The organism is Pseudomonas sp. S04, assembly GCF_009834545.1.
Classification (GTDB): domain Bacteria; phylum Pseudomonadota; class Gammaproteobacteria; order Pseudomonadales; family Pseudomonadaceae; genus Aquipseudomonas.
The window spans coordinates 5,977,975-6,002,415 of the sequence record NZ_CP019427.1; the positions used below are offsets into that span (position 1 = coordinate 5,977,975).

Genomic DNA, 24,441 nt, shown 5'->3' on the forward strand with positions numbered 1-24,441 from the left:
CGAATCGGTTAGTTGATTTCAATCATTTCGAAATCCATCTTGCCCACGCCGCAGTCCGGGCATAGCCAGTCTTCCGGCACGTCCTGCCACAAGGTGCCCGGTGCGATGCCGTCATCCGGCCAGCCGTCGGCTTCGTTGTAGATCAGCCCACAGACTACGCATTGCCACTTCTTCATTGCTTGTTTCCTCGGATTCACAGGCTTTATCTGGCGCGGACAGTCGCCCGCCAAGGGTCCGCCGTCCGGCTCAGGGCGTTTTGTACTGATCGCACTCGACAGATGCAAGCGTGTTCGACGCCGCAGGCCGGTCCGATCACTCAATATCACCGACCAACATGTTAAGCTCGCCGCCTCATTTGCTGCCAATAATGACTCACTGTGCCGCACTCAAACGCCCTCGCCCCCACTCCGCTCTGGCTACCGCAAAGCCAGCTGACACCCCTTCCCGATGCGCAAACCCTCGACTGGCTGTTCGATCAAGGCTCGCTCACCCGACGCCTGACGCGCTTATCGAATGACGGTTTCAGCGTCACGCCGCTGTACGAAGGTTGGCAGCCGTTGCGCGCCGATGAGTGCGCCGTCCTCGACTTGCCGCCGGACAGTGAAGGTTGGGTGCGCGAGGTGTATTTGCGCGGCCACGGCCAGGCCTGGGTATTTGCCCGCAGCGTGGCGGCGCGCAGTGCGTTGCGCGATGGCGGCTTGAACATGGATGAACTGGGCAGCCGCTCCCTGGGGGAGTTGCTGTTCTGCGACCAGGCGTTCCAGCGCCGCGCCATCGAGGTCTGCCACTACCCTGTTGATTGGCTACCCCCTGAGGTTCAGGCCCCGGCCTTGTGGGGCCGCCGTTCGCGTTTCGACCGCGGTGGCTTGAGCGTGCTGGTCGCAGAAATCTTCTTGCCGGCCCTGTGGCGGGCGGTTGGCGCGCCTGCGGAGAATGGCTGATGTACCAGAACCTGCTCAAATCGCTGAATCGCTTGAACCCGCGCGCCTGGGACTTCGTCCAGTTGACGCGCATGGACAAACCCATCGGCATCTACCTGCTGCTATGGCCGACCCTGTGGGCACTGTGGATCGCCGGTGAAGGCTCGCCGTCCCTGGCCAACATCGTGATTTTTATCCTCGGCGTGGTACTGACCCGCGCCGGCGGCTGCGTGATCAACGACTGGGCCGACCGCAAGGTCGACGGCCATGTAAAGCGTACCGCCCAACGCCCGCTGGCTGCCGGCAGAATCAGCTCCCGGGAGGCGCTGGTGTTCTTTGCGCTGCTGATGGGCCTGAGCTTCCTGCTGGTGCTGTGCACCAACGCGGCGACGATCTGGTTGTCATTCGGTGGCCTGGCACTGGCGGCCAGCTACCCCTTCATGAAGCGCTACACCTATTACCCGCAAGTGGTGCTGGGCGCCGCGTTCTCCTGGGGCATGCCGATGGCGTTCACCGCCGAGACCGGCGAGCTGCCGGCCATCGCCTGGCTGCTGTGGATCGCCAACTTGCTGTGGACGGTTGGCTACGACACCTACTACGCCATGACCGACCGCGATGATGATCTGAGGATCGGCGTGAAATCCACGGCGATCCTGTTTGGCGATGCCGACCGGGCAATCATTCTCACGCTGCAGGGGCTGGCGCTGGGCTGCCTGTGGCTGGCCGGCTCGAAGTTCGCCCTGGGCGGCTGGTTCCACCTCGGCTTGCTGGCGGCTGCCGGCTGTTTCGCCTGGGAGTTCTGGTACACCCGCGACCGGGACCGAATGAAGTGCTTCCGGGCGTTCCTGCACAATCACTGGGCAGGATTGGCGATTTTTGTCGGGATCGTGCTGGATTACGCGTTGCGCTGACGGGGCTGTGGGGATTTTGTAGCAGCTGGCGCAGCCGGACGCAGCCTTCGCCAGCGGCTACAACAACGGGTTATTTCTGCGACTGGTGAACCACGTGCCAGACGTCTTTCATCTTGTCGCCCTTCATTTCGCCGGGCTTTTCGTCCTTGACGAAGGTGTACAGCGGCTTGCCGTCATACGCCCATTGCATCTTGCCGTCGTCACGCTTGATCGCTGTCCATTTGCCGTCGGCCTTGGCATCCGCCGGCGCCGTCAGCGGTGGCCAGTTTTTTGCGCAATCGTCGTTACACATCGACTTTCCACCACTGTCCTTGTCGAACGTGTACAACGTCATGCCCTGGGGATCGACCATCATGCCGCCTTTCATCATTGCCGGCTCGGCAGCCATGGCGATTGCCGGCAAGGCCAGGGCAGCAGCGAGTACCAAGGCCTTGAAGGAGTGAGCATAGTCAGTCATGGAAACCTTCTTTTGTGGTAGTCAGGATTCGGACTTAGAGCTTAGCCCAGGATCACGCGCCTCGCAGAGACACTGGAATGCTGTAACACGACTGCAATAATTCCGTTATCTAATGCGGCGCAAGACAGTTAAATGACAAGAGGATTAAACCCATGGTTGGCAGGAGCATTCTGATCGTCGACGACGAAGCGCCCATTCGCGAAATGATCGCCGTTGCGTTGGAAATGGCCGGCTATGACTGCCTGGAGGCGGAGAACGCCCAACAGGCGCACGCCATTATCGTCGACCGCAAACCGGACCTGATCCTGCTCGACTGGATGCTGCCTGGCACCTCGGGGATCGAACTGGCCCGCCGCCTCAAGCGTGACGAGCTGACCGGTGATATCCCGATCATCATGCTCACCGCCAAGGGCGAAGAAGACAACAAGATCCAGGGCCTGGAAGTGGGCGCGGATGACTACATCACCAAGCCGTTTTCCCCCCGCGAGCTGGTCGCTCGCCTCAAGGCCGTGCTGCGCCGCACCGGCCCTACCGAAGGTGAAGCCCCGATTGAAGTGGGCGGCCTGCTGCTGGACCCGATCAGCCACCGGGTAACCATCGACGGCAAACCGGCCGAGATGGGCCCCACCGAATACCGCCTGCTGCAGTTTTTCATGACCCACCAGGAACGCGCCTACACCCGTGGCCAGTTGCTGGACCAGGTCTGGGGCGGCAATGTGTATGTCGAGGAGCGCACCGTGGACGTGCACATCCGTCGCCTGCGCAAAGCCCTGGGTGATGCTTACGAAAGTCTGGTACAAACCGTGCGCGGCACCGGCTATCGTTTTTCGACCAAGGCCTGATTACACCCCGACCCGCTCCAAACGCTGACAAGGACGCATGTTCAAGTGAATCAAAACTGGCATGGCACCCTGATCCGCCACATGCTGCTGCTGGTCACCGGCTGCCTGGTGATCGGCCTGATCACCGACTATTACGGCTGGAGCCTGGCCGTGGGCCTGGGTCTTTACCTGGGTTGGACCCTCAAGCAATTGCTGCGCCTGCACGAGTGGCTGCGCCTGCACAAACCCGATGAAGCACCGCCCGATGGCTACGGCCTGTGGGGCGAAGTATTCGACAGCATCTACCACCTGCAACGCCGCGATCAACGGGTGCGCGGGCGCCTGCAAGCGGTGATCGACCGGGTCCAGGAGTCCACAGCGGCACTCAAGGACGCGGTGGTGATGCTCGACAGCGATGGCAACCTGGAATGGTGGAACCGCGCCGCCGAAACCCTGCTGGGACTCAAGACGCCCCAGGACAGCGGCCAACCGGTGACCAACCTGGTGCGCCACCCGCGCTTCAAGGAGTACTTCGAGCAAGACAGCTACGCCGAGCCGCTGGAAATCCCCTCGCCGACCAACGATCGGATGCGCATCCAGCTGTACATCACCCGTTATGGCAACAATGAGCACCTGATGCTGGTGCGCGACGTGACGCGCATCCATCAGCTGGAGCAGATGCGCAAGGATTTCATCGCCAACGTTTCCCATGAACTGCGCACGCCACTGACGGTAATCAGCGGCTACCTGGAAACCCTGCTGGACAACGTCGAAGACGTGAACCCGCGCTGGACCCGCGCGCTGCAGCAGATGCAGCAGCAAGGCGGTCGCATGCAGACCTTGCTCAATGACTTGCTGCTACTGGCCAAGCTCGAGGCCACCGACTATCCCTCGGACAACCAGCCAGTGGCGATCGACAGCCTGCTGCAGTCGATCAAGGGCGACGCCCTGGCGCTGTCCGGGCAACGCAACCAGCAAATCACCCTTGAGGCCGACCCCTCGATTCAGCTCAAGGGCAGCGAGGCCGAGTTGCGCAGCGCGTTCTCCAACCTGGTGTTCAATGCGGTGAAATACACCCCGGCCGAAGGCCATATCCGCATCCGCTGGTGGGGCGATGAGCAAGGCGCGCACCTGAGCGTGCAGGACTCGGGGATCGGCATCGACAATAAGCACCTGCCACGCCTGACCGAACGCTTCTACCGCGTCGACTCGAGCCGCAACTCCAACACCGGCGGCACCGGCCTGGGCCTGGCGATCGTCAAGCACGTGCTGCTGCGCCACCGCGCCCGGATGGAAATCAGCAGCGTGCCAGGCCATGGCAGCACCTTCACCTGCCATTTTGTGCCGGTGCAGGTGAGCAAATCACGCACCAGCAGCCTGACCGACTAGCCCCCCGCGCTACTTCCCCCTAGGCAATTGCCCTGTCAGCCGCTACATTGGCTGACTTGGGCCTGCCTTTCAGGCTCGTCTGCACCCCCTTTATTCGAATATACGGAACCCGCAAAACTCCATCATGGACCCTTCCCCTGGCTTGTCCCTCGCTACACTCTTCGCCGATTTCGGCATGATTCTTTTTGCACTGATCCTGGTTTTGCTCAACGGCTTCTTCGTTGCGGCGGAATTTGCCATGGTCAAACTGCGCTCGACCCGGGTCGAGGCGATTGCCGACAAGAACGGCTGGCGCGGCCACATCCTGCGCACCGTGCACAGTCAGCTCGACGCCTACCTGTCGGCCTGCCAACTGGGTATCACCCTCGCCTCCCTCGGCCTGGGCTGGGTGGGTGAACCGGCGTTTGCGCACATTCTCGAGCCGCTGCTGGGCGCCGTGGGCGTCGAATCGCCGGAAGTGATCAAGGGCGTGTCGTTCTTTACCGCCTTCTTCATCATTTCCTACCTGCACATCGTGGTCGGTGAGCTGGCTCCGAAATCCTGGGCGATCCGCAAGCCCGAGCTGCTGTCGCTGTGGACAGCCGTGCCGCTGTACCTGTTCTACTGGGCCATGTACCCGGCCATCTACCTGCTCAACGCCAGTGCCAATGCGATCCTGCGCATTGCCGGCCAGGGTGAGCCCGGCCCGCATCACGAGCACCACTACAGCCGTGAAGAACTGAAACTGATCCTGCACTCCAGCCGTGGCCAGGACCCGAGCGACCAAGGCATGCGCGTGCTGGCCTCGGCCGTGGAAATGGGCGAGCTGGAAGTGGTCGACTGGGCCAACTCCCGGGAAGACCTGGTGACACTGGAGTTCAACGCGCCGCTCAAGGAAATCCTGGCGATGTTCCGCCGCCACAAGTTCAGCCGGTACCCGGTGTACGACAGCGAGCGCCAAGAGTTCGTCGGCCTGCTGCACATCAAGGACCTGTTGCTGGAACTGGCCGCGCTGGACCACATTCCCGAGTCGTTCAACCTGGCCGAGCTGACCCGCCCGCTGGAGCGCGTGTCGCGGCACATGCCGCTGTCGCAGTTGCTGGAGCAGTTCCGCAAAGGCGGCTCGCACTTCGCCGTGGTGGAGGAAGCCGACGGCAACATCATCGGCTACCTGACCATGGAAGACGTGCTGGAAGTGCTGGTCGGCGACATCCAGGACGAACACCGCAAGGCCGAGCGCGGCATCCTGGCCTACCAGCCGGGCAAGCTGCTGGTCCGCGGTGACACCCCGCTGTTCAAGGTCGAGCGCCTGCTGGGCGTGGATCTGGACCACGTCGAAGCCGAAACCCTGGCCGGGCTGGTCTACGACAGCCTCAAGCGGGTACCGGAAGAGGAAGAAGTGCTGGAAGTCGAAGGTTTGCGGATCATCATCAAAAAGATGAAAGGCCCGAAAATCGTCCTGGCCAAGGTATTGATGCTCGATTGAACCCGGAAAAGATCGCAGCCCGCAGGCTGCGATCTTTTATCTGCAGGCCCACCTATCTCCCCAACGCGAAGTTCGGCAGGCTGCCCACCGGCTGGCTGAACTGATACGGGATCGACACCAGCCCCAACCCGGTATTGCGCTGCACCACGAAGTGCAGGTGCGGACCGCTGCTGTTGCCCGTATTGCCGGACAGCGCCAGGGCGCTGCCCACCGCCACCCGCTGCCCTTCACGGACCCGTACCGAACCCTGCTTGAGGTGCAGGTACACGCCCATGGTCCCGTCGTTGTGCAGCACCCGCACAAAGTTGCCCGCCGGATCCGTGCCGCGACCGCTCTGGCGGTTCTCGGTTTTCACCACCACCCCGGCCCGTGCCGCGATGATCGGCGTGCCTTCAGGCATGGCGATGTCCATGGCGTAGCGATTCTTCGGTCCGTAATGGCTGTACTGGCCGTTGGCACCCTGACTCAGGCGAAACGGACCACCGCGCCAGGGCAGTGGGTAACGATAGCTCAGCGTGGCGCCTGAGGGGTCGCCCAAGGCGTATTTGAGCCTGGGGGTATAGATCAGCGGCTTGCCGGCGCGGGACGCCTTGAGCAGCGCCAGACGGGTGTTGCTACGCGCTGGCAGGACCCGTCGGATGGCCTGGGCGGGCACGCCACTGAGGTTTTTCACCTGGTGAAAACTCAACTCGACCTCGACCGGCGCATACAGGTCGTTGCGCACATACACGCTGTGGCTGCCCGCCTGCTTCTTGATCTGCAGGTGCACCTGGCGGTCGAGGCGCTCGTCCATCCGGTCGCGGAATACAAACACCTGGGACCCACGGGACGGCCGATCGCTATAGGACACCACGCCATTGGCGTGCTGGGTCTTGTAGATGGTCGTGGCCACGGCCAGGCTCGAGGCCATGAGCAGGCCACAGCAAATCAGCAATCGCGCGAGCATGGGCAGCATTCTGTCGGGGCAGGCTTGAGGTGAGCCTAGCAGTCAGAATGGCCCCAGGCTGGCGCCAGCTGTTTCAAAAGCTGATTACGCACCCGGTACAAAGTGCTTCTGCGCCGTGCCCCGGGCGATCAGCCGGGAAATGTAATCGAACTTCTGGGCATCCTGGTCGACGAAGCGGAAGGTCAGTTGCAGCCACTCGCTGTCGGGTTTCGGCTCGTGGGCGACGATGGCATGCAGGTAGCCGTTGAGGCGGGCGATTTCGGCGTTATCACCCTGCTCCAGGTCGAGCACGGCGCTGTCGAGCACTTGCGGTAGCGTCTCGCTGCGTTTGACCACCAGCAGTGCTTCCTTGATGCTCAGGGCCTTGATCACGCAGGCCTGGATGCCGCTGGGCAGGCGCAACTGGCCCTGGCCACGGCCACCGGCGGGCGACGGCATCGGGGCCTTGATCGGCGGGCTGCTGAGCAAACCCTTGGCGGGCTCCGCCGGGCGGTTTTGCAGATACGCGTTGGGCGCTGGCGCCGCAGCCACTGGCGCCTTGCCGGCGGTCAGGGCATTCAGCGAGTCGTTGGCGAATGCCGGTGCCAGCTTGGCCGGGGCCTGATTCAGCAAGGCATCGAGCTTGCCGATTTTATTCAGGGCCTGTTTGACCTTGCTCAGCAATTGCTCGTTGGTGAAGGGCTTGCTCACATAACCCGAAACACCGGCCTGGATCGCCTGGACGACGTTTTCCTTGTCGCCACGGCTGGTGACCATGATGAACGGCATGGTCTTGAGGGCGTCCTGCTCGCGGCACCAGGTCAGCAACTCCAGGCCGGACATTTCCGGCATCTCCCAGTCGCACAGCACCAGGTCGAAGGTTTCGCGGGTCAGCAGGCTTTGCGCCTTGCGGCCGTTGACCGCGTCTTCGATGCGCATGCCCGGGAAGTAGTTGCGCAGGCACTTCTTCATCAGATCACGAATGAACGCAGCATCGTCCACGACCAACACACTGACCTTACTCATCGACCACCCCTCGTTATTGTCCCGACCAACAAAAACGCCCGGCCAATGGCCGGGCGTTTTTACTTGGGCAATCTTACTTATCGTCAGATTTACCCGGAACATTAGCGGTTTCGCCACTGGTGCCTTCAACTTCTTCCTTCATGCGCTTGAGACCCAGGTGACGCACGTCCGTGCCGCGCACCAGGTAGATCACCAGCTCGGAGATGTTGCGGGCGTGGTCGCCAATTCGCTCCAGCGAACGCAGGACCCAGATGATGCTCAGCACGCGCGAGATCGAGCGCGGGTCTTCCATCATGTAGGTGGCCAGCTCGCGCAGCGCGGTCTTGTACTCACGGTCGATGATCTTGTCGTACTGGGCCACGGACAGCGCCAGGTCGGCATCGAAGCGGGCGAAGGCATCCAGCGCGTCGCGGACCATGTTGCGCACCTGGTCACCAATGTGGCGCACCTCGACGTAGCCACGCGGAGCCTCGCCTTCTTCGCACAACTGGATGGCCCGGCGGGCAATCTTGGTGGCTTCGTCGCCGATGCGCTCGAGGTCGATCACCGACTTGGAGATGCTGATGATCAAACGCAGGTCGGACGCCGCCGGCTGACGACGGGCCAGGATGCGCAGGCATTCTTCGTCGATGTTGCGTTCCATCTGGTTGATCTGGTCGTCGATCTCGCGCACTTGCTGGGCCAGGCCGGAGTCAGCCTCGATCAGCGCCGTGACCGCGTCGTTGACCTGCTTCTCGACCAACCCGCCCATGGCCAGGAGGTGGCTGCGCACTTCCTCCAGCTCAGCGTTGAACTGCGCGGAAATGTGATGCGTGAGGCCTTCTTTGGAAATCATGCGTTCGCTCCGAAAAAGCGTTTAACCAAGAGCTGCAAGCTACAAGCTGCAAGCTGTTATGTGGTGATCCATGCCGCTGCGCTTCTAACTTGCCGCTTGAAGCTGCTTCAACTAGCCGTACCGTCCGGTGATGTAGTCTTCGGTCTGCTTTTTCGCCGGATTGGTGAACAGGGTGTCGGTGTCGCCGAATTCCACCAGCTTGCCCATGTACATGAACGCGGTGTAGTCGGAAACCCGGGCGGCCTGTTGCATGTTGTGGGTCACGATGACGATGGTGAACTTGGATTTCAACTCGTAGATCAGCTCTTCAACCTTCAGCGTCGAGATCGGGTCGAGTGCCGAGCAGGGTTCGTCGAGCAGCAGCACTTCCGGCTCCACGGCGATGGTCCGCGCAATCACCAGACGCTGCTGTTGACCACCGGACAGGCCCAGTGCCGACTCGTGCAGGCGGTCCTTGACCTCATCCCACAGCGCCGCGCCTTTCAACGCCCACTCCACGGCCTCGTCGAGCACGCGTTTTTTGTTGATGCCCTGGATCCGCAGACCGTAGACCACGTTTTCATAGATGGTCTTGGGGAACGGGTTGGGCTTCTGGAACACCATGCCGACCCGGCGACGCAGCTCGGCCACGTCTTCGCCCTTGCGGTAGATGTTGTTGCCGTACAGGTTGATCGCGCCTTCGACACGGCAACCGTCGACCAGGTCGTTCATCCGGTTGAAGGTACGCAGCAGGGTCGACTTGCCACAGCCGGACGGGCCGATGAAGGCGGTCACGCGCTGCTTGGGAATGTTCATGCTGACGTCGAACAGCGCTTGTTTGTCGCCGTAGAACAGGCTCAGGCCCGGCACTTCGATGGCTACGGTTTCCTGCTCGAGGTTCAGGCTCTGTTTGTCGCGACCCAGGGCCGACATGTTGATGCCGTGGGTATGTGCTTCGTGCTGCATGGGAGGCTCCCTGTGCTAACAAATTCGGTTTTATGAGCCACTGGCCTAGCCAATGAAATACTCAAAATCTGTGGCTTGCGTCGATCCTTGTGGGAGCTGGCTTGCCAGCGAAGCAGACGACTCGGTCTGGCAGCAACACCGCAGTGCTGCCATCGCTGGCAAGCCAGCTCCCACAGGACTTGTATTAGCTATCCAGTGCTTTGTATTTTTCGCGCAGGTGGTTACGGATCCACACTGCCGACAGGTTGAGCGTGGCGATCACCATTACCAGCAGCAGCGCCGTGGCGTACACCAGTGGGCGTGCGGCCTCGACGTTCGGGCTCTGGAAGCCGACGTCATAAATGTGGAAGCCCAGGTGCATGATCTTCTGGTCCAGGTGCAGGTACGGGTAGTTACCGTCCAGCGGCAACGACGGCGCCAGTTTCACCACGCCCACCAGCATCAACGGTGCTACCTCGCCGGCCGCTCGGGCCACCGCGAGAATCATGCCGGTCATCATCGCCGGACTGGCCATCGGCAGCACGATCTTCCACAGGGTTTCCGCCTTGGTCGCACCGAGGGCCAACGAGCCCTCACGCACGGTGCGGGGAATCCGCGCCAGGCCTTCTTCGGTGGCCACGATCACCACCGGCACCGCCAGCAGTGCCAGGGTCAGCGAGGCCCAGAGCAGTCCTGGGGTGCCGAAGGTCGGCGCCGGCAAGGCTTCCGGGAAGAACAGGCGGTCAACCGAGCCACCCAGGACGTAGACGAAGAAGCCCAGGCCGAACACCCCGTAGACAATCGCCGGCACACCCGCCAGGTTGTTCACCGCGATGCGGATCAACCGGGTCATGGTGCCCTGGCGTGCATATTCACGCAGGTAAACCGCCGCCAGTACACCAAACGGGGTGACGATCATCGCCATGATCAGGGTCATCATCACGGTGCCGAAGATCGCCGGGAAGATCCCGCCTTCGGTGTTGGCTTCACGTGGGTCGTCGCTGAGGAATTCCCAGACCTTGCTGAAGTAGAAGCCGACCTTGGTCAAGGTGCTCATCGCGTTCGGCTGGAAGGCGTGAACCACCTTGCCCAGTTCGATTTCGACTTCCTTGCCGTTGCCATCGCGGGCCGTCAGGCTGTCGCGATTGACCTGCGCATGCAGATCGCCCAAGCGCTTTTCAATGTCCTGGTAGCGGGCATTGAGCTCGGCGCGATCCGACTCCATGTCGGCCTGGGCCGCGGCGTCCAACTTGCCGTCCAGTTCCAGCTTGCGACCGTGCAGGCGGATACGCTCCAGGCCGGCGTTGATCGCACCAATGTCGGATTTTTCCAGGGTCTTGAGTTCAGCCGCCAGTTTGCTGACTCGCTCGATCCGCGCTTGCAGCTCAGGCCAGGCGGCCTCGCCTTCAGCGATGACCTTGCCGTCTTGCTTGACGTTGACCAGGTAGCCGTAGAAGTTGCCCCATTCACGACGCTCGATTGCCATCAGTTCCGGCGGCGTGGTCTGGTTGGTCAGCCACTCGCCGACGATCCAGGTGAAGTCGTTGCCGTTGAGATCACGGTTGCCGACCTTGATCAACTCACGGGTCATGAACTCAGGGCCCTGGTCCGGGACCGGCAGGCCCGCGCTTTTCAGGCGCTCACGTGGCACTTGTTCCTTCTGCACCACTTCGCCGATGACCACATGGTTGGCCTGGCCCGGCACATCGTACTGGGCATGCACCAGGTCGGCGGGCCAGAAGTGGCCCAGGCCGCGCACGGCAATCACTGCCAGCAAACCAATGGTCATGATGACGGCGATGGCCACCGCGCCACCGCTGATCCAGACGCCGGGGGCGCCGCTCTTGAACCATCCTTTCAGGGAGTTCTGTTTCACAGACTTCTACCTTTCTTAAAGCGACGAGTATTTCTTGCGCAGACGCTGACGAATCAGTTCCGCGAGGGTATTCATGACGAAGGTGAACAGCAGCAGCACCAAGGCCGAGAGGAACAGCACGCGGTAGTGGCTACCGCCGACTTCCGACTCCGGCATTTCCACCGCGACGTTGGCCGCCAGGGTTCGCAGGCCTTCGAACAGGTTCATCTCCATCACCGGGGTGTTACCGGTGGCCATCAGCACGATCATGGTTTCGCCGACTGCGCGCCCCATGCCGATCATCAGGGCCGAGAAAATGCCCGGGCTGGCGGTCAGGATCACCACCCGCGTCATGGTCTGCCATGGCGTGGCACCCAGGGCCAGCGAGCCCAGGGTCAGGCCGCGCGGCACACTGAACACGGCGTCTTCGGCGATCGAGTAGATGTTCGGGATCACCGCAAAACCCATGGCCAGGCCGACTACCAGGGCGTTGCGCTGGTCGTAGGTAATGCCCAGGTCGTGGGAAATCCACATCCGCATGTCGCCGCCGAAGAACCAAGTCTCCAGGTACGGGCTCATGTATAGCGAGAGCCAGCCGACGAAGATGATCACCGGGATCAGGATCGCGCTTTCCCAGCCGTCCGGCACTTTCAGGCGGATCGATTCAGGCAGGCGGCTGAAGGTGAAACCCGCCACCAGGATGCCGACTGGCATCAGCAGCAGCAGGCTGAAGATGCCCGGCAAGTGCCCTTCCACATAGGGAGCGAGGAACAGGCCGGCGAAGAAGCCGAGGATCACCGTCGGCATCGCTTCCATCAGCTCGATCACCGGCTTGACCTTGCGGCGCATGCCAGGCGCCATGAAGTAGGCGGTGTAGATCGCCGCGGCAACGGCCAATGGCGCGGCCAGCAGCATGGCGTAGAACGCCGCTTTCAAGGTACCGAAGGTCAGCGGCGACAAGCTCAGTTTGGGCTCGAAGTCGGTGTTGGCCGCGGTCGATTGCCAGACGTATTTAGGCTCGTCGTAGTTTTCGTACCAGACCTTGCTCCACAGTGCGCTCCAGGAAACTTCCGGGTGCGGGTTGTCGAGCAGCAAGGGTTGCAGCTTGCCGCCCTGCTCCACGATCACCCGGTTGGCACGCGGCGACAGGCCGAAGATGCCCTGGCCGTCGACCACCTGGTCCACCAGCAGGGTGCGGTGGGCGGTGCTGTGGAACACGCCGAGCTTGCCGGACGCGTCCAGGGCAACAAAGCCTTTGCGACGCTCTTCGGCGGTGATTTCAACAATAGGCGCGGTGCCCATCTGGAAGGTCCGGATCTGCTTCAGGCGTTGCTCGCCATCCGGATCACGGGCCATGAACCATTGGGCCAGGCCGCCCTTGGAGTCACCGATGATCAGCGAGATACCACCCACCAGCTGGGTGCTGGCGGTGACTTGGGTTTCGCCATCTTCCAGTAGCTTGTAGCGACCGTTGAGGTTTTTTTCCCGCAGGCTGAACACATCGGCCTGGGCCCGGCCGTTAAGCACGTACAGCCACTGCTGGCGCGGGTCGATGAAGATGTTCTTCACCGGCTCGGTCATTTGCGGCAAATCGATGCGCTGCTGATCACTGGTGACTTCACCGGTCATCATGTTTTCTTCTTTAGTCAGCGCCAGGACGTGCAACTGCGCACCGCTGGAACCGGCAACTACCAGGGTCGAGTCGGTCGCATTGAGGCTGACGTGCTCCAGCGCGCTGCCCTGCTCGTTCAGCGCAATCGGCGCCTCACCGTAGGGGTACTCGATGGCCGGCGAGATGGTCTTCTTGCCATCTGGGTAGCTGACTTTATAGGTGTGACGGAACACCAGGGCCTGACCGTTGGACAGGCCGACGATCACCAGCGGGCTGCCGGGCTGGTCTTCACCGATCGAGGCAACGCTGGTACCGGCCGGGATAGGCAGGTCGACGCGACGCAGTTCGGCGCCACTGTCGAGGTCAAAGAACAGCGCCTGGCCCTTGTCGGAAACCCGCATGGCGACCTGGTTCTGCTCTTCGAGGGAAATCATCAACGGCTTGCCGGCGTCTTGCATCCAGGCAGGCGTGATCGAATCTTTGGCGGTCAGCTCGGCACCCTGGAACAGCGGGGCGACGACATAGGCCAGGAAGAAGAAAATCAAGGTGATCGCGCCGAGCACGGCAAGGCCGCCGATCAGTACGTACCAGCGGGTCAGGCGATCCTTGAGCGCACGAATGCGCCGCTTGCGTTGCAGCTCAGGCGTATTGAAATCAATGCGCTTGGGAGGGGAAGTCGTAGTCATTGGGGAATTGGCCAGATCATTCATGCGCACACCCTAGCGATCCTGTATGACAGAAAGATGACAATGCAGTGACGCAACAAATCCGCCGCCTGTGGAAACTGGCAGCGGATAGAAAATTGAGGGCCGGTAAACACCGGCATGTGTAGGAGCGAGGCTTGCCCGCTCCTACATTGATCCGGGGCTAGCCCCGGATCAGGGTTTTACTTTTTTGCGACTTCAGCGCCACCTTCGTGCAGACCCAGGTCAGCCAGTGCCTTGGCGGCTACCTTGGCTGGCAGTGGGATGTAACCGTCCTTGACGACCACTTCCTGGCCCTGTTTCGACAGGATCAGTTTCACGAACTCGGCTTCCAGCGGGGCCAGAGGCTTGTTCGGGGCCTTGTTGACGTACACGTAGAGGAAACGCGACAGCGGGTACTTGCCGTTCAGGGCGTTTTCTTCGGTGTCTTCGATGAAGTCAGTGCTGCCTTTCTTGGCCAGGGCCACGGTCTTCACGCTAGCGGTCTTGTAGCCGATACCCGAGTAACCGATGCCGTTCAGCGAGGAGCTGATCGATTGCACCACCGAGGCCGAGCCCGGTTGTTCGTTGACGTTTGGCTTGAAGTCGCCTTTGCACAGGGCTTCTTCCTTGAAGTAGCCATAAGTGCCGGATACCGAGTTGCGACCGAACAGCTGTACCGGCTTGTTGGCCAGGTCGCCGGTCACACCCAGGTCACCCCAGGTTTTCACGTCGGCCTTGGCGCCGCACAGGCGAGTCGAGGAGAACACAGCATCGACCTGTTCCATGGTCAGGTGCTTGATCGGGTTGTCTTTGTGCACGAACACGGCCAGGGCATCCACGGCGACCGGGATGGCGGTCGGCTTGTAGCCGTACTTGGTTTCGAAGGCCTGCAGCTCGTTGTCCTTCATCTTGCGGCTCATCGGGCCCAGGTTAGCGGTGCCTTCAGTCAGCGCAGGTGGTGCGGTCGAGGAACCGGCAGCCTGAATCTGGATATTGACGTTCGGGTATTCTTTTTTGTAGTTCTCAGCCCACAGGGTCATGAGGTTAGCCAGGGTATCGGAGCCGACGCTGGACAGGTTGCCCGACACACCAGTGGTCTTGGTGTAGCTCGGGATAGCAGGGTCAACAGCGGCAACTGCGTTGGCAGTCGCAACGCCAGCAGCGACAAAAGTCATTGCCGCCATCAAACGCTTCAGTTTCATGCCTTACTCCTGGTAATAGGGTGTTTTAGGTCGGGGCCAAGTATCGGCAGGCCGTGTGAACACTCTATGACTTGAATATGACAATTAGATGAAAGGCCAGCATGGGCTGTTACGAGATGATTCGTGGTGTCTCCAATCGACAGCAGACGCAGAGCCGGGCGGCGCTCCGTCTGCTTGCAATGATGTCAGTACTAACAATGCAAGAAGTCGGGCCTAGCGCCCCTTCTTCCACAGATACCCACCCACGACGATCCCCACGCCGCAGATGATCGCCACGTAGTAGGCCGGCCCCATCGGGCTTTCCTTGAGCAGCAGGGTGACGACCATCGGTGTCAGGCCACCGAAGATGGCGTAGGCCAGGTTGTAGGAGAACGACAGGCCGCTGAAGCGCACCACGGCCGGGAAGGCCTTGACCATGACGTAGGGCACCGCACCGATGGTGCCGACCAAAAGGCCAGTCAGGGAGTACATCGGGAACAACCAGTCCGGGTGATTGAACAGGCTGTGATAGAAGGTCCACGAACTCAGCAGCAGCAAGCCGCTGCCGAACACAAACACCCGGCCTGCACCGAAGCGGTCAGCCAGGGCGCCGGACGCCACGCAGCCCAGGCTCAGAAACACGATCGCCAGGCTGTTGGCCTGCAATGCGGTGGTGGCCGAGAAGTGGTAGACGGTTTGCAGCACGGTCGGGGTCATCAGGATGACCACGATGATCCCGGCCGACAGCAGCCAGGTCAGCAGCATCGAGATGGCGATCGCCCCGCGATGGTCGCGCAGTACCGCACGCAGCGGCACTTCTTCGGCCAGGGCCTTGCGCAGCTGCAACTCGGCGAACACCGGGGTTTCGTGCAGCCAGCGACGCAGGTAAACCGAGAACAGGCCAAACACGCCACCCAGCAGGAACGGGATCCGCCAGGCGTAGTCGGCGACTTGCTCAGGGGTATAGATGCTGTTGATCGCCGTGGCCACCAGCGAACCCAGGAGGATGCCGGCGGTCAGGCCTGACGTCAGCGTGCCGCAGGCATAGCCAATGTGCCGCCCAGGCACGTGCTCGGAAACGAACACCCAGGCCCCCGGCACTTCCCCGCCAATGGCGGCGCCCTGGATCACCCGCATCAGCAGCAACAGGATCGGTGCCCACATGCCGATCTGCGCGTAGGTCGGCAGCAGGCCCATGATCAACGTCGGCACCGCCATCATGAAGATGCTCAGGGTGAACATCTTCTTGCGACCCAGCAGGTCACCGAAGTGGGCCATGACGATGCCGCCCAGTGGCCGTGCCAGGTACCCGGCGGCAAAGATCCCGAAGGTCTGCATCAGGCGTAGCCACTCGGGCATGTCCGCCGGGAAGAACAGCTTGCCGACCACCGTGGCGAAAAACACGAAGATGATGAAGTCGTAGAACTCCAGCGCACCGCCCAGGGCGGAAAGCGACAGGGTCTTGTAGTCGTTGCGGGTCAAGGGACGTGCGGGCTGCGCGGGTGACGCTATGCTCGATGGCGCTGTGGTCATGGCAAGGGCTTCTCTTATAGTCAGATCTGCAACCCCAACAACGCTGGCTGGGGCTTGGGCAGGTTCGGCACGATAGCAAATTGTTCGAAAAAGCACAGGGATGCGCGTAATTGACAGTCAAAATGAGAACCGGACGGTCGTCGCGCGGTCTACCGCTCGATATACTCGCAGCCTGCAACACGCTGCAAGGGTTGCTGTGCGAAGACGCTGCTGGTGCGACCAGTCGATTTCGCAGAGTTTCCCTTTAGCACGCCTTATGGAAAACGCGACGAACGTAGTATGTTCGGGCTGAATCGTTTTTCTCAAGACGGCTATTCACCTGAAGTACCAATGAGAGTCACGGGTTAGAGGCACCCCCGGCATGATAGAACTCGAACAAGACGATCCGATCCCGCAAGGCGACCTGGCCCTGCAAATCACCGCGCTTCCTCGCGAGACCAACGGCTTTGGCGATATTTTCGGCGGCTGGCTGGTGTCCCAGATGGACTTGGCCGGCACGGCGATGGCCAGCAAGATCGCCGGTGGGCGCGTTGCCACCGTGGCCATCGATCGCATGGCTTTCCTGGTACCGGTCGCCGTCGGCGCACAGCTCTCGTTCTATACCCAGGCCCAGGAAATCGGTCGTACGTCGATCAAGATGCTGGTCGAGGTCTGGAGCGACGATCCGCTGTCCAGCGAGTGGCGTAAGGTCACCGAAGCGGCGTTCGTGTTTGTTGCCATCGACGGCAGCGGTCGTACCCGCTCGGTACCCCCCCGAGCCTGTTGAATCCCCCCTGTTGCCGATCGAGAGCTGTCCCATGAACACGCCCAATGTTGAAGCGGTAAAACTGGATCAACTGAACTGCTGGCGGATTCGCCAGGGTCAGGCCGAATTGCTGGTAGCCCAGCAAGGCGCGCATATCCTCAGCTATCAACTGGCCGGGCAGCCGCCCCTGATCTGGCTCAACGACGAGGCGGTGTTCCAGACCGGCAAAAGCATCCGCGCCGGGGTGCCCGTGTGCTGGCCGTGGTTCGGCAACTTCGAACGCAACCCACCGAGCGTGCAGGCCATGCGCGTCAGCGATCAGCCTGCCAGCGCCCACGGTCTGGTGCGGGCGCTGGACTGGGAACTGGAAGGCATCGAAACCGAGGGCGACAGCCTGAACGTAGTGTTTGCCCTGCCCGTCCCGGAAAACGGCCTGCCCGGCTGGCCCCATCAGGTCGACCTGAAGCTGAACATTCGTCTGGATGAACAACTGCAGATCGATCTGACCAGCCACAACCGGGGCACTGACAGCGTCACCATCAGCCAGGCGCTGCACAGCTACTTCGCGGTCAGCGACGTGCGCAACGTGCACGTCGAAGGCGTGGACGGGCTGCAGTACATCGAAACCCTGGACAACTGGAACACCGTCACTCAGCACGGCGATCTGCGGTTCAGTGGCGAAACCGACCGGATTTACCTCAATACCCCGGACAAACTGAGCATTGTCGACCCGGCCTGGGAGCGACGTATCGAGTTGAACGCCCGCGGTTCACGCTCGGCAGTGATCTGGAATCCCTGGACCGAGCGCGCGGCAGCGTTCAGCGACATGGCCGACGATGGCTGGCAGCGCATGCTGTGCATCGAGACGGCCAATGTACTGGGTGATGTGGTCACGTTGGCGCCCGGGGAGAGTCATACGCTGGGTGTGAGCATCGCGAGTTTGGCGGTTTAGAGCCTGCGGCAGCCCTACAAATCGGATTCTTGTACCACCCGCACCTGGGCGGCATCGAGGGCGTAGGCGGCATCGGCCAGGTCGTTGTTGACCGTCTCGATCTTCAACGTGCCGCTGACCCACAAGGGCGTGTAGATGTCGTCCAGCTTCAAGCCCTTGGGATAGCGCACCAGCACCAGTTGATTGGGCGGTGGTGGTGGCACATGAATGCAGGCGCCCGGGTACGGCACCAGGAAGAACAGCGTGCTGCGGCCCTTGCCGTCGGTTTCCAGCGGCACCGGGTAACCGCCGATGCGCACCTGCTTGTGGTTCATCGCGGCCACGGTCTTGGTCGAATACATCACCGCCGGCAAGCCCTTGCTCTGCTTCAAGCCACCCTTGTCGGTAAAGGTGCCATTGGCTTCCGGAGAGTTGTGGTCGATTTCCGGCATGGCTTCCAGCGCCTTCTGATCCGACTTGGGCATCAGTTCGAGCCAGTCGGTTTCCGGCAGGTCGCCAGCATGGGCCAGGCCAGTGCCCAGCAATACAAGAGTCAGCAGAAGACGGCGCATGAAGGTGCTCGGCAAAGAAGGGAAGTCAGGTCGCCGGGCATTCTAGCCCGCTGCGCGTGAACTGCGCAGCGGGCTTGATCGCTTGAATCAGTTCTTTTTGACCAGACCGTAGATCACCAGCAGCACCACCGCGCCGACCAGGGCACCGAGGAAGCCCGCGCCTTGACCGGCCTGGTAGATGCCCAGTGCCTGGCCGCCGTAGGTCGCGGCCAGTGAGCCGGCGATACCGAGCAGGATGGTCATGATCCAGCCCATGCTGTCATCACCCGGTTTCAGGAAACGAGCCAGCAGGCCCACGATCAATCCGATGAAGATGGTTCCGATAATTCCCATGGCGCTTCCCTCTGAGTGAAATAGCTATGCCAAAGCCTAGACAGACTTTGGCATCCTGCCATCAGAGAACACTGGGCACCGAAGGTTCCCAGCGTGCCATGGGTTTATTGCTCGGCGATCAGCGCCTGGACCTTGAGGATCTGCTGCTCGAGCGTGACCTTGTCGGCGCAGCGCAGGTTGGCGTGGCCGACCTTGCGCCCGACCTTGAACGCCTTCCCGTAGTGGTGCAGATGGCAATCGTCGATGGCGATGACCTTATCCACCGGCGGAACCACGCCAATGAAGTTGAGCATGGCGCTTTCGCCGACTTTCGCCGTCGAGCCCAGCGGCAGGCCGGCAACGGCGCGCAGGTGGTTTTCGAACTGACTGCACTCGGCGCCTTCGGTGGTCCAGTGCCCGGAGTTGTGGACCCGCGGAGCGATTTCGTTGGCCTTGAGGCCACCGTCGACTTCAAAGAACTCGAACGCCATCACGCCGACATAGTCCAGTTGCTTGAGCACACGGCTCGAGTAGTCCTCGGCCAGGGCTTGCAGCGGGTGCTCGGTGCTGGCCACGGACAACTTGAGGATGCCGCTGTCGTGAGTGTTGTGCACCAGTGGGTAGAATTTCGTCTCCCCATCACGGGCACGCACGGCAATCAGCGAGACTTCGCCGGTGAACGGCACGAAGCCTTCCAGCAGGCAGGCCACGCTGCCCAGCTCGGCGAAGGTACCCTCCACATCTTGCGCGGTGCGCAGGACTTTCTGGCCCTTGCCGTCATAACCCAGGGTGCGGGTTTTCAGCACGGCGGGCAGGCCGATGGCAGCCACAGCGGCGTCCAGGTCAGCTTGCGACTGGATGTCAGCGAACGCCGGGGTGGGAATCCCCAGGTCCTTGAACATGCTTTTTTCGAACCAGCGGTCGCGAGCAATGCGCAGCGCTTCGGCGCTCGGGTAAACCGGGACGAACTGCGACAGGAAGGCCACGGTTTCAGCCGGGACGCTTTCGAACTCGAAGGTCACCAGGTCGACTTCGTCGGCCAGTTGACGCAAGTGATCCTGATCGCCGTAATCGGCCCGCAGATGCTCACCCAGCGCGGCGGCACAAGCATCCGGCGCCGGATCCAGGAAAGCGAAGTTCATGCCCAGCGGAGTTCCCGCCAGGGCCAGCATGCGACCCAACTGGCCGCCACCGATTACACCGATCTTCATCGTCAACAACCTCAGGCGATGCGTGGGTCTGGATTTTCCAGGACGCTGTCTGTCTGCTCAGCACGGAAGGTTTTGAGCACCGCGTGGAACTGCGGGTGCTTGGCGCCAAGGATACTCGCCGACAGCAGGGCTGCGTTGATCGCGCCCGCTTTGCCGATGGCCAGGGTGGCGACCGGAATGCCCGCAGGCATCTGCACTATAGAGAGCAGCGAATCAACGCCCGAGAGCATCGACGACTGCACCGGCACGCCCAGGACCGGCAGGTGGGTCTTGGCCGCACACATGCCAGGCAAGTGGGCCGCGCCGCCAGCACCGGCGATAATCACCTCGATGCCACGCGACTCAGCCTCCTCGGCGTACTGGAACAGCAGGTCCGGGGTGCGGTGGGCAGAGACCACTTTCACCTCGTAAGGGATGCCGAGCTTTTCCAGCATATCGGCGGTGTGGCTAAGGGTGGACCAATCGGACTTGGAGCCCATGATCACGCCAACCAGTGCACTCATCGTCGCGCCTCTTCTCTCTGGGCGCCCGCAGGCGCATCAAAAAACAACAAGCCACGCAGGATGCGTGGCTTGTTTGTACGAATTATGGCCAGTCGTAACCGGCCGAAGGCCGCGCAGTATACCTCAAAGAAGCGGATAAACAGCCCCTGTGGCGACCATCTGTCACGCGCTCGAAAAATAGGTATTTCTTGACTATCAAGTCAGTCAATTGACTGCCTGAATGTGTTCGGATCTCGAGATCGCTAGTTTATTAAAACGCTTACTCGAAACAATTAAACCCACAAAAAAATTGCGCACGTGGCCAGACAAAGTAAATATAAAACGGGAAAAAATCATAATTGAACAGGGAGTACAAATATGAAAAAATCAATTAGCATAATAGTTGTTCTTCACAATGATCTTCAGGAATATTCAAAAAACGATTTATATACCGATTACTTTTCCTGGCTGAAAACAGAACTTGAATCAATCTCGGAACGGGACGTCAGAATTGTAATGCACGCTCATCATGAAGTTCCGCAGTTGTCAGGATACAACTACAGAAACGAAGATGGTTCAGCTGCGCTGCAAGGGTGGATAAACCTGATACAGGACTGGTTTACAAAGATATTAAAATACGAAGAACATGAACCGGGCCTGACGAAAGTCCTCTTGTTGACCCGAAACAATATCTACACAAAGGCAGGGGGGCTCCTCGGAGGGATAGGCGGATACGGCCTTGTCAAAGGTCATTGCGCAATTGCGGCGATCACCTCCAAACAAATTCCAGCACATGAAATAGGCCACATGTTGGGCGCGACACATGAAGACAGCGAAGTCATCTATAACGGCTGGTGGCACGACACGATCATGCTCTCGGACGACTTCTCCAACGCACGTGGAAACGCTTATCGATACAGTGATAAGAACAGGGAAAACATTCGCCAATACCTTAGTACTTTTGCGTAAGTTCGATTCGCTATCGTGCGACCTGATATCCGCACATGGCGTGTTTGCGCTATTAACACGCATTCGCTGAATTAACAGCTGCTGCAACTCATGGCCACAGAGGTGGCCATGAGTTCTTGGCGCTCAAACAGTAGCACCCGCTACGCCGCTCTCGAGCTTGCGCCACAACAAACGGACATTCGCTTTGCGCACCAGCGCACAGCGATACAAACGGATCTCCAGCGGCACATGCCATTGCGGTCCACCACACACTACCAATTCGCCACGCGTCAGCTCGGCACGCACGCTCAGCTGCGGCACCCAGGCGATGCCCAGCCCCTCCAGGGCCATGCTTTTCAGGCTGTCGGCCATGGCGGTTTCGTAGATCGTGGTGAAACGCAGTGCCCTTTGGCGCAGCAGCATATTCACCGAACGGCCGAGAAACGCACCGGCGCTGTAGGCCAGCAACGGCACACTGCCCTCGCCTTCCAGATCGAACAGCGGTTTTCCATCGGCATCGGCCGCGCACACCGGCAGCATTTCGGTGTGGCCCAGGTGCAGCGAAGGAAAGATCTCCGGGTCCATTTGCATGGCGGCATCCGGGTCGTAGAACGCCAGCATCAGGTCACAACCGCCCTCGCGCAGCGCATGCACCGCATCGCCGACGTTGGTCGCCACCAGGCGCGTGGCGATGTTCAGGCCTTCGTTGCGCAATTGTGCGATCCAGCGCGGGAAGAACCCCAGGGCCAGGGAGTGCGCGGCCGCCACCTGCATGACCTCGCCCTGGCCGCCTTCAAGGTGGTGCAAATGCCGCAGCACTTCGCCCAGTTGTTCGACCACGGTGCGTGCGGTTACCAGGAACAACTGGCCGGCCGCCGTCAGCTCGATCGGCGTGCGCGAGCGATTGACCAGTTGCAGGCCCAGTGCGGCCTCCAGGCTGCGGATTCGCCGGCTGAACGCCGGCTGGGTGACGAAACGTCGCTCAGCCGCCTGGGAGAAGCTGCGGGTGGCAGCCAGGGCACTAAAGTCCTCCAGCCATTTGCTTTCCAGATTCATCAGGTCCTCCCGGACACGCACCATTTTAGGTCACACGCTCGCCGCTCGGGCGGCGTCACATCGGCATTATGCCGAATACGCATAGGCCAGTGTTTAACAGCATTGGCCCAAAATTCTCTACAAGCCTAGCATTCACAGCGTTCCGGCACAGACCGGGTCCATATCGAGATGATTTCTATCATGTCCTCCGCTGCATCTTTCCGCACCGAAAAAGACCTGCTTGGCGTACTCGAAGTACCGGCTCAAGCGTATTACGGCATCCAGACCCTGCGAGCGGTGAACAACTTCCGTCTCTCCGGCGTTCCGATTTCGCATTACCCGAAGCTGGTTGTGGGTCTGGCAATGGTCAAGCAGGCCGCTGCTGACGCCAACCGCGAGCTGGGTCACCTCAGCGAAGCCAAGCACGCTGCCATCAGCGAAGCCTGTGCTCGCCTGATCCGCGGCGACTTCCACGAAGAGTTCGTGGTGGACATGATTCAAGGCGGCGCTGGCACTTCGACCAACATGAATGCCAACGAAGTGATCGCCAACATCGCGCTGGAGGCCATGGGCCACCAGAAAGGCGAATACCAGTACCTGCACCCTAACAACGACGTGAACATGGCGCAGTCGACCAACGACGCTTACCCAACGGCCATCCGCCTGGGTCTGCTGTTGGGTCACGACGCCCTGCTCGCCAGCCTCGACAGCCTGATCCAGTCGTTCGCCGCCAAAGGTGAAGAATTCGGCCACGTCCTGAAGATGGGTCGTACCCAGCTGCAAGACGCCGTGCCGATGACCCTTGGCCAGGAATTCCGTGCCTTCGCCACCACCCTGGGTGAAGACCTGGCACGCCTGAAGACTCTGGCTCCGGAGCTGCTGACCGAAGTCAACCTGGGCGGCACCGCGATCGGTACCGGCATCAACGCCGACCCGCGTTACCAGCACCTGGCCGTTGAGCGCCTGGCCTTGATCAGCGGTCAACCGCTGGTCCCGGCTGCCGACCTGATCGAAGCGACCTCCGACATGGGTGCCTTCGTGCTGTTCTCCGGCATGCTCAAGCGCACCGCGGTCAAGCTGTCGAAGATCTGCAACGACCTGCGCCTGCTGTCCAGCGGCCCACGCACCGGCATCAACGAAATCAACCTGCCAGCGCGTCAGCCAGGCAGCTCGATCATGCCAGGCAAGGTCAACCCGGTTATTCCGGAAGCCGTCAACCAGGTAGCGTTCCAGATCATCGGCAACGACCTGGCCCTGACCATCGCGGCCGAAGGCGGCCAGCTGCAACTGAACGTGATGGAGCCGCTGATCGCCTTCAAGATCTTCGACTCGATCCGCCTGCTGCAACGCGCCATGGACATGCTGCGCGAGCACTGCATCGTCGGCATCACCGCCAACGAAGCCCGCTGCCGCGAACTGGTCGAGCACTCGATCGGCCTGGTCACCGCGCTGAACCCGTACATCGGCTATGAAAACGCCACCCGTATCGCCCGCATCGCTCTGGAAAGCGGCCGCGGCGTACTGGAACTGGTGCGCGAAGAAGGCTTGCTCGACGAAGAAATGCTCGCCGACATCCTGCGCCCGGAAAACATGATTGCCCCGCGTCTGGTGCCTCTGAAGGCCTGATGCTGTAGCACCGCTCACCAGGTCGAGGGACTAGACACC

At 61.1% G+C, this 24,441-nt stretch carries 24 protein-coding genes; 9 read left to right on the plus strand and 15 right to left on the minus strand.

The window, feature by feature from the left end; translation table 11 throughout:
- Positions 1-8: 8 nt before the first annotated feature.
- A complete protein-coding gene (locus PspS04_RS26920) occupies positions 9-176 on the minus strand; it encodes a rubredoxin (RefSeq protein ID WP_007954349.1) in 168 nt (55 codons plus the stop codon).
- A gap of 201 nt (positions 177-377) precedes the next feature.
- Between PspS04_RS26920 and PspS04_RS26925 the strand changes: the two genes are divergently transcribed.
- Positions 378-941 carry a chorismate--pyruvate lyase family protein gene (locus PspS04_RS26925; RefSeq protein ID WP_159998591.1) on the plus strand — a complete coding sequence of 188 codons (564 nt, stop codon included), beginning with the start codon at positions 378-380 and terminating at the stop codon, positions 939-941.
- Positions 941-1,831, plus strand: coding sequence for a 4-hydroxybenzoate octaprenyltransferase (gene ubiA / locus PspS04_RS26930; RefSeq protein WP_159998593.1), 891 nt, complete (start codon positions 941-943; stop codon positions 1,829-1,831). The genes PspS04_RS26925 and ubiA overlap by 1 nt, the downstream gene beginning before the upstream one ends.
- A 70-nt stretch (positions 1,832-1,901) precedes the next feature.
- Here ubiA and PspS04_RS26935 read toward each other — a convergent pair whose 3' ends face one another.
- On the minus strand, positions 1,902-2,288 hold the full coding sequence (locus PspS04_RS26935) for a COG4315 family predicted lipoprotein (RefSeq protein WP_095164916.1): 387 nt from the start codon (positions 2,286-2,288) through the stop codon (positions 1,902-1,904).
- Positions 2,289-2,440: 152 nt separating this feature from the next.
- Between PspS04_RS26935 and phoB the strand changes: the two genes are divergently transcribed.
- The 3 genes from phoB (at position 2,441) to PspS04_RS26950 (ending at position 5,963) form a co-directional block, all read left to right on the plus strand.
- On the plus strand, positions 2,441-3,130 hold the full coding sequence (phoB, locus tag PspS04_RS26940) for a phosphate regulon transcriptional regulator PhoB (protein WP_095164918.1): 690 nt from the start codon (positions 2,441-2,443) through the stop codon (positions 3,128-3,130).
- Between the two features lie 81 nt (positions 3,131-3,211).
- Positions 3,212-4,498 (plus strand): phosphate regulon sensor histidine kinase PhoR, encoded by a 1,287-nt coding sequence (gene phoR, locus PspS04_RS26945; RefSeq protein ID WP_237235033.1) that lies wholly within the window; start codon positions 3,212-3,214, stop codon positions 4,496-4,498.
- A gap of 124 nt (positions 4,499-4,622) precedes the next feature.
- On the plus strand, positions 4,623-5,963 hold the full coding sequence (locus PspS04_RS26950; protein ID WP_095164922.1) for a hemolysin family protein: 1,341 nt from the start codon (positions 4,623-4,625) through the stop codon (positions 5,961-5,963).
- A 52-nt stretch (positions 5,964-6,015) separates the two neighbouring features.
- On the opposite strand, the gene PspS04_RS26955 is transcribed toward PspS04_RS26950, so the two are convergent.
- The 8 genes from PspS04_RS26955 to PspS04_RS26990 form a co-directional block, all read right to left on the minus strand.
- Positions 6,016-6,909, minus strand: a complete 894-nt coding sequence (locus PspS04_RS26955) for a peptidoglycan DD-metalloendopeptidase family protein (protein WP_159998597.1) — start codon at positions 6,907-6,909, stop codon at positions 6,016-6,018.
- 84 nt (positions 6,910-6,993) lie between these two features.
- Positions 6,994-7,914 (minus strand): response regulator, encoded by a 921-nt coding sequence (locus PspS04_RS26960; RefSeq protein WP_159998599.1) that lies wholly within the window; start codon positions 7,912-7,914, stop codon positions 6,994-6,996.
- A 73-nt stretch (positions 7,915-7,987) separates the two neighbouring features.
- Positions 7,988-8,749, minus strand: a complete 762-nt coding sequence (phoU, locus tag PspS04_RS26965; protein ID WP_008064514.1) for a phosphate signaling complex protein PhoU — start codon at positions 8,747-8,749, stop codon at positions 7,988-7,990.
- A gap of 111 nt (positions 8,750-8,860) precedes the next feature.
- Positions 8,861-9,694: a phosphate ABC transporter ATP-binding protein PstB gene (pstB, locus tag PspS04_RS26970; RefSeq protein ID WP_033042681.1), complete on the minus strand. Its 834-nt coding sequence runs from the start codon at positions 9,692-9,694 to the stop codon at positions 8,861-8,863.
- A gap of 184 nt (positions 9,695-9,878) precedes the next feature.
- Positions 9,879-11,549, minus strand: coding sequence for a phosphate ABC transporter permease PstA (gene pstA / locus PspS04_RS26975; RefSeq protein ID WP_095164929.1), 1,671 nt, complete (start codon positions 11,547-11,549; stop codon positions 9,879-9,881).
- Positions 11,550-11,564: 15 nt separating this feature from the next.
- On the minus strand, positions 11,565-13,598 hold the full coding sequence (locus tag PspS04_RS26980) for an ABC transporter permease subunit (protein ID WP_174244644.1): 2,034 nt from the start codon (positions 13,596-13,598) through the stop codon (positions 11,565-11,567).
- Positions 13,599-14,026: 428 nt separating this feature from the next.
- The gene (locus PspS04_RS26985; protein ID WP_095164933.1) at positions 14,027-15,028 is read right to left on the minus strand and encodes a phosphate ABC transporter substrate-binding protein PstS; all 1,002 of its coding nucleotides are present in this window, start codon (positions 15,026-15,028) and stop codon (positions 14,027-14,029) included.
- Between the two features lie 213 nt (positions 15,029-15,241).
- Complete coding sequence (locus tag PspS04_RS26990) at positions 15,242-16,540, minus strand: MFS transporter (RefSeq protein ID WP_159998603.1); 1,299 nt, start codon at positions 16,538-16,540, stop codon at positions 15,242-15,244.
- A gap of 361 nt (positions 16,541-16,901) precedes the next feature.
- Between PspS04_RS26990 and PspS04_RS26995 the strand changes: the two genes are divergently transcribed.
- A complete protein-coding gene (locus PspS04_RS26995; RefSeq protein ID WP_095164936.1) occupies positions 16,902-17,306 on the plus strand; it encodes an acyl-CoA thioesterase in 405 nt (134 codons plus the stop codon).
- Between the two features lie 31 nt (positions 17,307-17,337).
- Positions 17,338-18,237 (plus strand): D-hexose-6-phosphate mutarotase, encoded by a 900-nt coding sequence (locus PspS04_RS27000; protein WP_159998605.1) that lies wholly within the window; start codon positions 17,338-17,340, stop codon positions 18,235-18,237.
- A gap of 14 nt (positions 18,238-18,251) precedes the next feature.
- Here the strand turns inward: PspS04_RS27000 and PspS04_RS27005 are convergent, their stop codons facing one another.
- The 4 genes from PspS04_RS27005 to purE form a co-directional block, all read right to left on the minus strand.
- Complete coding sequence (locus tag PspS04_RS27005) at positions 18,252-18,788, minus strand: DUF3299 domain-containing protein (RefSeq protein ID WP_095165198.1); 537 nt, start codon at positions 18,786-18,788, stop codon at positions 18,252-18,254.
- A gap of 87 nt (positions 18,789-18,875) precedes the next feature.
- Positions 18,876-19,121 (minus strand): GlsB/YeaQ/YmgE family stress response membrane protein, encoded by a 246-nt coding sequence (locus PspS04_RS27010; protein ID WP_095164940.1) that lies wholly within the window; start codon positions 19,119-19,121, stop codon positions 18,876-18,878.
- 104 nt (positions 19,122-19,225) lie between these two features.
- Positions 19,226-20,311 carry a 5-(carboxyamino)imidazole ribonucleotide synthase gene (locus PspS04_RS27015; RefSeq protein WP_095164942.1) on the minus strand — a complete coding sequence of 362 codons (1,086 nt, stop codon included), beginning with the start codon at positions 20,309-20,311 and terminating at the stop codon, positions 19,226-19,228.
- A gap of 11 nt (positions 20,312-20,322) precedes the next feature.
- Positions 20,323-20,814 (minus strand): 5-(carboxyamino)imidazole ribonucleotide mutase, encoded by a 492-nt coding sequence (gene purE / locus PspS04_RS27020; RefSeq protein ID WP_095164944.1) that lies wholly within the window; start codon positions 20,812-20,814, stop codon positions 20,323-20,325.
- Positions 20,815-21,171: 357 nt separating this feature from the next.
- Between purE and PspS04_RS27025 the strand changes: the two genes are divergently transcribed.
- Positions 21,172-21,762 carry a reprolysin-like metallopeptidase gene (locus tag PspS04_RS27025; RefSeq protein ID WP_174244603.1) on the plus strand — a complete coding sequence of 197 codons (591 nt, stop codon included), beginning with the start codon at positions 21,172-21,174 and terminating at the stop codon, positions 21,760-21,762.
- 123 nt (positions 21,763-21,885) lie between these two features.
- Here PspS04_RS27025 and PspS04_RS27030 read toward each other — a convergent pair whose 3' ends face one another.
- A complete protein-coding gene (locus PspS04_RS27030) occupies positions 21,886-22,797 on the minus strand; it encodes a LysR substrate-binding domain-containing protein (protein WP_095164948.1) in 912 nt (303 codons plus the stop codon).
- A 180-nt stretch (positions 22,798-22,977) separates the two neighbouring features.
- Here PspS04_RS27030 and aspA point away from each other — a divergent pair, with 180 nt between their 5' ends.
- A complete protein-coding gene (aspA, locus tag PspS04_RS27035; RefSeq protein WP_095164950.1) occupies positions 22,978-24,402 on the plus strand; it encodes an aspartate ammonia-lyase in 1,425 nt (474 codons plus the stop codon).
- Positions 24,403-24,441: the final 39 nt, after the last annotated feature.

What these genes read in the sequence shown, in the direction of transcription:
- phoR (WP_237235033.1), top strand. Translation starts at nt 3,212, where the DNA reads ATGCTGCTGCTGGTCACCGGCTGCCTGGTGATCGGCCTGATCACCGAC.
- PspS04_RS26990 (WP_159998603.1), bottom strand. Translation starts at nt 16,540, where the DNA reads ATGACCACAGCGCCATCGAGCATAGCGTCACCCGCGCAGCCCGCACGT.
- PspS04_RS26995 (WP_095164936.1), top strand. Translation starts at nt 16,902, where the DNA reads ATGATAGAACTCGAACAAGACGATCCGATCCCGCAAGGCGACCTGGCC.
- ubiA (WP_159998593.1), top strand. Translation starts at nt 941, where the DNA reads ATGTACCAGAACCTGCTCAAATCGCTGAATCGCTTGAACCCGCGCGCC.
- aspA (WP_095164950.1), top strand. Translation starts at nt 22,978, where the DNA reads ATGTCCTCCGCTGCATCTTTCCGCACCGAAAAAGACCTGCTTGGCGTA.
- PspS04_RS26935 (WP_095164916.1), bottom strand. Translation starts at nt 2,288, where the DNA reads ATGACTGACTATGCTCACTCCTTCAAGGCCTTGGTACTCGCTGCTGCC.
- PspS04_RS26985 (WP_095164933.1), bottom strand. Translation starts at nt 15,028, where the DNA reads ATGAAACTGAAGCGTTTGATGGCGGCAATGACTTTTGTCGCTGCTGGC.
- PspS04_RS27030 (WP_095164948.1), bottom strand. Translation starts at nt 22,797, where the DNA reads ATGAATCTGGAAAGCAAATGGCTGGAGGACTTTAGTGCCCTGGCTGCC.
- PspS04_RS27025 (WP_174244603.1), top strand. Translation starts at nt 21,172, where the DNA reads ATGAAAAAATCAATTAGCATAATAGTTGTTCTTCACAATGATCTTCAG.
- PspS04_RS27000 (WP_159998605.1), top strand. Translation starts at nt 17,338, where the DNA reads ATGAACACGCCCAATGTTGAAGCGGTAAAACTGGATCAACTGAACTGC.
- PspS04_RS26950 (WP_095164922.1), top strand. Translation starts at nt 4,623, where the DNA reads ATGGACCCTTCCCCTGGCTTGTCCCTCGCTACACTCTTCGCCGATTTC.
- purE (WP_095164944.1), bottom strand. Translation starts at nt 20,814, where the DNA reads ATGAGTGCACTGGTTGGCGTGATCATGGGCTCCAAGTCCGATTGGTCC.
- PspS04_RS26955 (WP_159998597.1), bottom strand. Translation starts at nt 6,909, where the DNA reads ATGCTCGCGCGATTGCTGATTTGCTGTGGCCTGCTCATGGCCTCGAGC.
- phoU (WP_008064514.1), bottom strand. Translation starts at nt 8,749, where the DNA reads ATGATTTCCAAAGAAGGCCTCACGCATCACATTTCCGCGCAGTTCAAC.
- pstB (WP_033042681.1), bottom strand. Translation starts at nt 9,694, where the DNA reads ATGCAGCACGAAGCACATACCCACGGCATCAACATGTCGGCCCTGGGT.
- PspS04_RS27010 (WP_095164940.1), bottom strand. Translation starts at nt 19,121, where the DNA reads ATGGGAATTATCGGAACCATCTTCATCGGATTGATCGTGGGCCTGCTG.
- phoB (WP_095164918.1), top strand. Translation starts at nt 2,441, where the DNA reads ATGGTTGGCAGGAGCATTCTGATCGTCGACGACGAAGCGCCCATTCGC.
- PspS04_RS26960 (WP_159998599.1), bottom strand. Translation starts at nt 7,914, where the DNA reads ATGAGTAAGGTCAGTGTGTTGGTCGTGGACGATGCTGCGTTCATTCGT.
- PspS04_RS26920 (WP_007954349.1), bottom strand. Translation starts at nt 176, where the DNA reads ATGAAGAAGTGGCAATGCGTAGTCTGTGGGCTGATCTACAACGAAGCC.
- PspS04_RS26980 (WP_174244644.1), bottom strand. Translation starts at nt 13,598, where the DNA reads ATGCAAGACGCCGGCAAGCCGTTGATGATTTCCCTCGAAGAGCAGAAC.
- PspS04_RS27005 (WP_095165198.1), bottom strand. Translation starts at nt 18,788, where the DNA reads ATGCGCCGTCTTCTGCTGACTCTTGTATTGCTGGGCACTGGCCTGGCC.
- PspS04_RS27015 (WP_095164942.1), bottom strand. Translation starts at nt 20,311, where the DNA reads ATGAAGATCGGTGTAATCGGTGGCGGCCAGTTGGGTCGCATGCTGGCC.